The 8,332-nt window shown below is 37.6% G+C and carries 6 protein-coding genes and 1 pseudogene; 5 read left to right on the top strand and 2 right to left on the bottom strand.

Annotated features, from left to right (window positions below):
* Positions 1–123, bottom strand: a pseudogene (locus FN808_RS19295) (IS1595 family transposase); the annotation flags it as partial.
* 31 nt (positions 124–154) lie between these two features.
* On the opposite strand from FN808_RS19295, the gene FN808_RS18595 reads away from it, so the two are divergent.
* The 5 genes from FN808_RS18595 (at position 155) to FN808_RS18575 (ending at position 6,732) form a co-directional block, all read left to right on the top strand.
* Positions 155–2,428 (top strand): DUF433 domain-containing protein, encoded by a 2,274-nt coding sequence (locus tag FN808_RS18595; RefSeq protein WP_142716127.1) that lies wholly within the window; start codon positions 155–157, stop codon positions 2,426–2,428.
* A gap of 5 nt (positions 2,429–2,433) precedes the next feature.
* Positions 2,434–2,814, top strand: a complete 381-nt coding sequence (locus tag FN808_RS18590; RefSeq protein ID WP_142716126.1) for a hypothetical protein — start codon at positions 2,434–2,436, stop codon at positions 2,812–2,814.
* A gap of 25 nt (positions 2,815–2,839) precedes the next feature.
* Positions 2,840–3,721, top strand: a complete 882-nt coding sequence (locus FN808_RS18585; RefSeq protein ID WP_142716125.1) for an FRG domain-containing protein — start codon at positions 2,840–2,842, stop codon at positions 3,719–3,721.
* A gap of 113 nt (positions 3,722–3,834) precedes the next feature.
* Positions 3,835–4,683: a hypothetical protein gene (locus tag FN808_RS18580; RefSeq protein WP_142716124.1), complete on the top strand. Its 849-nt coding sequence runs from the start codon at positions 3,835–3,837 to the stop codon at positions 4,681–4,683.
* Between the two features lie 111 nt (positions 4,684–4,794).
* Complete coding sequence (locus FN808_RS18575) at positions 4,795–6,732, top strand: RecQ family ATP-dependent DNA helicase (RefSeq protein ID WP_142716123.1); 1,938 nt, start codon at positions 4,795–4,797, stop codon at positions 6,730–6,732.
* A gap of 21 nt (positions 6,733–6,753) precedes the next feature.
* Here FN808_RS18575 and FN808_RS18570 read toward each other — a convergent pair whose 3' ends face one another.
* Positions 6,754–7,983, bottom strand: a complete 1,230-nt coding sequence (locus FN808_RS18570) for an IS256 family transposase (protein WP_142716121.1) — start codon at positions 7,981–7,983, stop codon at positions 6,754–6,756.
* Positions 7,984–8,332 lie beyond the last annotated feature (349 nt).

The raw sequence follows: 8,332 nt of genomic DNA, 5'->3' as shown, positions 1-8,332 counted from the left end.
GCGCAACGAAATTCCGGTCAATTCGGCCGTTTCAGTCGCGGTTAAATCCAACGAAAAACATCGAATTAAATGCCGAAATTTGGCCTCAGAAATTCCCCAGCGCTTGTAATACTTGTTATTCATTGTATAGCAATATGTTACAAACTTTTATAACATGCTATACTTCATAAGACCCTTAATAAATAAACTAAAGGAAACAGGAGCTGAACTTTATAATGAATTTGAGAGCTTAAAACGGGAAACAGAATCACTCAATATTTTTGTCCGATATAGTAAACGCTTTTCTTTAACTGCAAAAGGGGATATTAATACCTACCAATTATTTTCCGGATTAGATCGAGGGCTTATTCAAGCTGATGGAAGAGCGGGTTTTATTGTACCAACTGGTATCGCAACCGATAAAACTAATGCAGAGTTCTTTGCTGACCTTGTAGTAAATAAGTCAATATTGAGTCTATTTGATTTTGAAAATCGAGAAGGGCTCTTTGAAGGAGTCCATCGGAGCTACAAGTTTTGCTTGTTAACTCTTGGTGGAGAAGCATTTCGGAAAGTGGAAGATCTGGAGACAGAATTTGCTTTTTTCTTAACACACCCAAACCAATTAGATGATGAACTTAGAAGATTCCATTTAACACCTGCAGACTTTATTAGAATAAATCCGAATACTAAAACAACCCCTATATTTCGTACAAAGCCAGATGCAGAATTGACTAGAAAGATTCATAAAAAACATCCTGTACTTATTAGGGAATCAGATAAGGAGAATAAGGGGATAAACTCTTGGGATATAAATACTAAGAGTACTTTACATATGTCATCAAATGCCGATGCATTCTACTCTTATGAGGCATTAACTGAGAAAGGAGCAGAAATGATTGGGAATAAATTTAAATTGGATAAGACTATTTATTACCCAGTTTATGAAAGTAAAATGATCCATCAATATGATTTCCGATTTGCCGAATATGATACGGAAGGTGATAATGTTAGTAAGGTCAAAATTGACAAGAAAGCTGATCCCGATAAGTTAAATCTTTCAAGATATTGGATCAGTGAAGAAAAGGTTAATGCTAAATTTAAAGAGGATAAGAATAATACCTTTCTTTTTGGTTTTCGAAAGATTACTAGGGCTACTGATTCACGAACTGTAATTGCTTCAATTTTCCCATTTACCGGATTAGGGGATTCAATTAATAGTTTAGCAAATATAAAAAATGAAGATTCATTACTTCTTCTATCAAATTTAAATTCTATAGTACTAGATTATTTTGCTAAAAATGCTCTCAGTGGAATCAATCTAAGTTTTTGGATTCTAAAACAGCTACCAATTATTAAGCCTGAGCAATTTGATAATGAAGATAAGAAGTTTATAAAGTCTAGAGCTCTAGAATTAACATTCACATCAAATGAACTTAGACCCTATGCTAAGTCGCTGGGCTATTATGGTGAACCTTTTGAGTGGGATGAAGAACGGCGCGCAATCTTAAAAGCCGAGCTGGATGCTTACTACGCCAAGTTATATGGCTTAACCGAAGAAGAGCTGCGCTATATATTAGATCCCGAAGAGGTCTATGGCGAAGATTTCCCCGGTGAGACGTTTCGGGTACTCAAAAACAAAGAGATTAAGAAACATGGAGAGTACCGCACTAAGCGGTTGGTATTGGATGCCTGGGAACGGTTGCAAGATGGGCGGCCGATGATGAGTGAGGAAGAAAAATCAGTTCAAAAAGTTTTTGTAGATTCAAAACAAAAAGATGGCGATATGAAAGAGTTCGGGTTACATCAAGGAATATATTCGATCAACGATGCTGCCGATATTACGCAGCTCAGTTACGGTAAAGTACGAAGATGGTTCCAAGAGCTCATGAATGCTCAATATGAAGGCTTATCGGGAGCTGAAAAAGAAGATCTAAACGAGCTCCGGATTAGTTTTCACGGCCTTATCGAATTGGTTGTCATAGGAACCTTACGAGATAATGGTTTTAGCTTGCAGAGCGTGCTTCAGGCAAGAGAGGAACTGGGAAATATTACAGATAAGAAATATCCGTTTGCAACCAATAATGTCAGAGATGACTTAGAAGTATCAGGTAATGATATCGTATTCAAATTAACTCAAGAAGATATCGTTATGCTTGACGGAACTGGTCAGTATAACCTTGAGATTATAAAACAGTTCTTTAGAGATATTGAGTTTAATACAGAGGGCGTTGCCACTCGTATTTTGCCTTCCGAAGGTTCAAAATTTGTTGTTATTGATCCCAAAGAAGGTGGAGGACGACCCGTTATCAAGGGAAAGGGAGTCTGGGTAGAATCAATTGTCAAAGCTTATTCAGGTCCAGATTCTGTGGGAGTTTTAGCTGACCAATATGACTTAAAAGAAAATGAAATACAGGCTGCTTTGGATTATGCTAAAAGCAATAAAAACTGAGCGCTATGAATATCTACCTGGATCGCAACTATCCCAAGAATCTTGTTAAAGCACTGGATTATTTACATGGAATTTCACCATCTGACGAAATAGAAATCATATATGGAAATGGCCGACTATCAGATTTAGATACCGAAAATACGGTGGTTTTTTTATTTGATAGGGCAAAAAAAGGTCTAGAGCGAACTACTGAGCTGCATTATGAAGATGGTTATCGCGTTTTCGCTTTTATGACCCGGACAGCAGATCAGATCGATCTGTTTAAGTTATCCTTAAGAGTGCTAATTCTTTGGAAGAAAATTTTGGATGTTATTAAAGATAAAAACACTCCTTTTATTTGTTCATATGGTTATAAAGAGAATAAGGTGAGAGAAATAGAGTCTTAAATTCATTCCACAAACAGTTTCTGATATGAGAAAAATTGAAAAAGCATTTTCACATTTAAATCTCCAAGAAAAGTGGAATGACAAAGGTAGTGCAGATTGGAAATATGAACGGGACAATAAAAAAATATTGAAGTCTGATCCATACCTTATTGCAACCTATAAAGAGCTTGTGGAAGCAGTTGCACAGATATCCTTTTATAATCAGGACTATGTACTATTCTTTCGAGGTCAAGATCAGGATTATAAAAATAGTGAGGATAAAACAACTATTTTACCAACTATTTACCGTGAGAGGGAAAAGAATGTATCTATTACAGAAAGGTTTGAAAAGTTTGAGGAAGCAACGAAGGGGGTAGTAAAAAGCTTTCAACAAAACCCTAATAAATTTGCTGGGACATCAGATTTAATTAAATATCAAGAATTACAGTGGGCAATAGTACAACACTATAATATAGCTGAAACTCCTGTAATTGATTTAACCCATTCTCTCCACGTTGCTGCCTCCTTTGCTCAAAAAGATGCTGATGATTATGGGGTTATACATGTTTTGGGAATGCCTAACTTTACAAATACAATAAGCTATTATACAAATGAGGAGGTGGCAATTATTAGATTGATCGCATTTGGCCCTCCTAAAGCAAGTCGACTTTTTATGCAAGAAGCATATGCTGCTGCCCCATTTCCCTTTAGTACATTGGTTAACAAAACAGATATAAACAAATTTGACTTTTCAAGAAGATTAATTGCTAAATTTTTAATTCCGAATAGTGAGGATTTTTGGGGAGAAGGTTTTACAAGGCTACCAGATAGGTTACTATTGCCAGAAATAGATAAGATTAGAGATTTTTTGACACCGCATCTGATAGATGAAGATGCATTTTGGGATTATTTTTCAAATAATAGCTGAGTCAACCTATTTAGCTATGTTGTATCAATAAAGCTTTAGTTATATGAGCCTACAGGCTGAGTTTTTAAAGGTTTTTCAAATCGAAGATATACGTCAATGAAAAATATTTAGTTATGTATTATCCTAATGATATAGAAGATATTTGTTATGACGAGGATCATATAGAGAGAGTATGGACGGAGATAAGGGCTAACTTTCCAAATCATTTCGATCAATTTATCAAAACTGGAGGGGGTGCAAGTTTGTCATCTTCTGATGCTGAGCGACTTTCAGAAAAGTTTGGATCTAAATTTAAGAGAAAAAAGAAAACCAGTACTGATGAGGCGCTTTTAAATTTGTCCAAAGAAGCTATCGTAGATTTTGAAAATGATCGGAAAAAATATTTAGAATTCTTGGACCAAAAGTATATTGAGGAATATAAAATTGACCCAGGTCCTTTCAAGAATACAGTGCTGAGGAATGAATGTCCGATTATTAGGAAGACCCTTCAAAATACGCAAGCTGAAGAGTTAGATAAGTACAGGAAAGATTTTTTTGCTGCTGATCCGGGGGAGCTACACCAAAAAGTAGAAAATCTAGTTAAATTTGCAGATAGATATTCAGAGGAAATTTATAACAAGGAAATTTTTTTGAACTCCGAGACTATTGAGGAAATGGGCTTTGAGCCATTAACAACTGATGATTATAGCGTGCGTGGAGTTATTGGTGGTGGAATAAAAAGTATTTTCCTTTATAAGAAGTACCCTAATATTTTTCCTTATCGAAGTCCCGATGGATTATGGGCATTGTGGTACTTATCGGATAAAAAATCATTTGGCTGTGAGCAGGATTCACAATTTTTGATGATTGAACAGAAGTATAACGTCACTCATCAAAATTACTTTTATCCGTATGATCTTTTTGCTCTCTATGGTCTTAGGTTGTCACAGTTACTTGCTAATGAATTTAAAAAAAGTCTGTGAGTTTTCCGGAGGATTATCGATTTGTTGTTTTGGATTATTTCTTAACATTTGTTGCAGATACATATAGAGAAGAGATTAACTCGTTAAGTAACCAGGAAGACGGAATGGAATATGGTTTCTAAAGCAGACAAGGTATTTGAAAATCACTTTCCATCATTAGTTGAAGAGTTTGAGCAACTAAAGGACTTTCAAAGGAAAGTTATTAATCATGTAATTGAAGAAGGTTCGTCAGTTGCAGTGATGCAGACTGGTGGAGGAAAGTCTCTAATTTACTGGGTATCTGCTAAAGCGCTAGGTGGTACTACACTCGTAATTTCACCACTTATAGCGCTTATAGATGAACAAGCTGAAAAGTTAAGAAATTTGAATTTTGAAGTACTTGTTACGCATAGCGGAATATCTTCAAAAGAACTGAGAGAAGATTTGACAAAGTTCTGCAATGGAAACTATGATCCTGATTTTATTTTTGTCAGTCCTGAGAGACTAGCCACTGATGGATATTTTGAGTATTGCATTAAGCAAAGGAAGGAGGACATTCGATTAGTTACAGTTGATGAAATACATTGTGTTAGCCAGTGGGGATTTAATTTTCGACCTTTTTATAAACGGATTCCAAATTTTTTAAATAAGGTCTTTAAAGATGATTGGCCCAGGGTACTGGGACTGACAGCTACAATTAATCCCAAAGAGTTAAGAGATATTTGTCAGGACTTTAGAATTTCAAGTAGTTCTATCTTAAAGGATGAAATTCTTCTAAGGTTTGATGTTAATCTTAATGTTGAAACTTTTGCAAAAGAAGATGAGAAAGAGCAAAGACTTTGGAAGCTTTTAAAAGAAAATAAAGGGAAAAAAACTCTTATATATCTTTATAGAAAGTATAATAAAAGAGGGACTGTCGATTTAGCAAGTAAAGCAAGGTCGAAGGGTTTTAAGAGTACCCACTTCCATGGTGATATGAGTAGTGAAGAACGCCAAGATGTTATTCAGTCTATTCAAAATGATGAGTTTAATGTTATTTTTGCCACGAATGCTTTTGGGATGGGTATAGATATACCAGATATTGATCTGGTTGTTCATTTTATGATCCCTGAGTCAGTAGAGCAATATTATCAGGAAATAGGTCGGGCTGGTAGAGATGGTAAAGGAGCAGATGCCTATCTATTTTACTCAAATAAAAATGTATCGGTAAGGAGAACACATTTTATTGACAAATCCTTTCCCGACGAAGAAGAGTTAGTCAGGCTGTGGAAGAAAATTACGAACAACAATTCTTCAATAAAGACTTTACAATATTTTCATGACCAGGAGATCCAGGATACCTTGCAATTTTTCTTAAATGCTAACTTGATTTCTATAGAATCAAAAGCATTTACACATGTAGATATTTTTGAAAAAATAGAAAGTGACAACATTCAAGAAATTGTAGATAGCACCCGTTCAGGAATGATTACCGCTGTGCTTAATAATAGAGATGATGATATCGAAATATTGATGAATGAAATTTATGGGGCTATCAGTAAAGGTGATGTCAGCTTTAGCAAAAGGCCTGGGAAGTGTTTGATTATAAAGCCGTCAAAAGCGCAATTGGATGAAAATGATATAGAGAATATTTCAAAAGATATAGAAGAAAAAAAGCAATACAAGCACGACCTTCTAGACTTTTTAGTTTACTTGTTGAATAATTTTGAAGGAACAAGAGAGTTACATCAAGATATTGGTAGATATCTGGGAGTTGATAAACACAAACTCAATAAAATCCATGAGACGGTGAGAGGTGAATGGGTTCGTTCAAAATCAGAAGTCATTATTGCTAACTTACTATATGAGCATAAGATTGAATATAAGTATGAAGAAAAACTTCCTTATGCCAAAGGTAAATGGATTGAACCTGATTTCACATTTGAAATAAATGGTCAGAAATACTGCCTTGAGCACTTGGGCTTATTAGGAGATTCAGAGTATGACGACCATTGGACTTGGAAAAAGAGTATTTATAAGCAGTTTAATGATATTAATTTATTAACTACCAAAGAAAGTGCGGGTGTGTAAACTAAACTCTGTCCGGTTTGTTTATTTTTCAGGGTTACGGGTTAAGTCCAGTGGCAGCCGATCTCCAAATCGAATGGCTAGCTGCTGAACGGTTAAGGCCCAGTTTTGCAAGGGCGATGTCCATTTCTTCTCAATGTTTTTGGTCGCCAGATATACCAGCTTGAGCAAGGCCATATCGCTGGTAAACGCTCCTTTTGTTTTGGTGACTTTCCGCAGTTGCCGGTGGTATCCTTCCACCGCATTGGTGGTGTAAATGAGCCTGCGGATCAGCTGAGTGTACTGGAAGTAGGTGGTTAGCTTTTCCCAGTTATTCTGCCAAGACTGTATGACAATAGGATATTTCGCTTCCCATTTGCTGGCTAACTCATCCAGGGCTAGCTCTGCCAAATCTTTGGTGTCTGCTCGATATACGCGCTTTAAGTCCCGCATAAACTCCTTGGAGTCCTTGCTGGCTACATACTTCAGGGAGTTACGGATCTGGTGGACAATGCAAGACTGTACATCAGCTTTTGGATACACACTCTCAATAGCTTCTTTGAACCCAGTCAAGTTGTCCGTACAGGCGATCAGAATGTCTTCGAGCCCTCGGTTCTGCATGTCGGAGAGCACCTGCAGCCAGAAGTTGGCCCCTTCGCTCTCAGAGACATAGCATCCCAGCACCTGCTTGTAGCCCTCACGGTTGATGCCCAGGATGTTGTAGAGCGCCTTGTGGGTCACCCGGCCTTCCTCACGCACTTTATAATGCATCGCATCCAGCCACACAATGCAGTAGACGGCTTCCAGCGGGCGGGACTGCCAGGCTTTGACTTCGGGGATAATGCGATCGGTAATTTGGGAGAGCACGGTGTGGGAAAGCTCGGTGTCGTACATCTCGGAGATGTGAGCGCTGATGTCCCGTAGGCTCATGCCCAGCCCGTAGAGACCGATAATTTTGTCTTGCAGACTATCAGCCAGAACCGTTTCCCGTTTCTTAATCAACTGCGGATCGAAACTACTCTGCCGGTCCTGCGGGGTCTCGATCTCGAAACTACCCGCTGAACTTTTGATGGTTTTGCGACCTTTGCCGTTGCGTTTGTTGCCCTTGGTGCGCTCATCGGTGTCCAGATGAGCATCCATCTCGGCCTCCAGGGCCGCCTCTATAAAGCTTTGAAGCATCGGAGCAAACGCCCCTTCTTTGCCGAATAACGACTGGCCAGACTTGAGCTGGGCCAACGCTTTTTCTTGCAGTTTATCTAGTTCTTTTTGTGTCATGATTTGCCTAAGTTAGTAGATTTTAAATTACCAACCTAGACAGAGTTAGATTTACACTCTCGAAAGTGCTGTTTTAAGTAATCAAGTCAATTCTATGATTGAAAAGCTTCTGGATTAAAGTTTCATTAGTAAACCATCAGGAGAGAGTTGATTGTTCTATCAAATGAAATAAAAATAAATTGTAATAGCCACGACTTGATCTGACAGTCAGCCGTTAGAAGTTGGTTTTAGTTGTCAGGTTGATCTCATCTGAGTTTGGCTCTTCCGGAGCTGGTTGTTCATCGGTTAATCCAATATCAGATTCAGCCGATTGCATAACGTCTTTGGCGACCTGATTGTTGTTTTGCCA

It is taken from the genome of Fodinibius sediminis (assembly GCF_900182555.1).
Classification (GTDB): Bacteria; Bacteroidota; Rhodothermia; order Balneolales; family Balneolaceae; genus Fodinibius; species Fodinibius sediminis.
The sequence above is the reverse complement of the archived record's forward strand: the minus strand, read 5'-3'. Positions and strand labels throughout refer to the sequence as shown.

What these genes read in the sequence shown, in the direction of transcription:
- FN808_RS18595 (WP_142716127.1), top strand. Translation starts at nt 155, where the DNA reads ATGCTATACTTCATAAGACCCTTAATAAATAAACTAAAGGAAACAGGA.
- FN808_RS18590 (WP_142716126.1), top strand. Translation starts at nt 2,434, where the DNA reads ATGAATATCTACCTGGATCGCAACTATCCCAAGAATCTTGTTAAAGCA.
- FN808_RS18585 (WP_142716125.1), top strand. Translation starts at nt 2,840, where the DNA reads ATGAGAAAAATTGAAAAAGCATTTTCACATTTAAATCTCCAAGAAAAG.
- FN808_RS18580 (WP_142716124.1), top strand. Translation starts at nt 3,835, where the DNA reads ATGTATTATCCTAATGATATAGAAGATATTTGTTATGACGAGGATCAT.
- FN808_RS18575 (WP_142716123.1), top strand. Translation starts at nt 4,795, where the DNA reads ATGGTTTCTAAAGCAGACAAGGTATTTGAAAATCACTTTCCATCATTA.
- FN808_RS18570 (WP_142716121.1), bottom strand. Translation starts at nt 7,983, where the DNA reads ATGACACAAAAAGAACTAGATAAACTGCAAGAAAAAGCGTTGGCCCAG.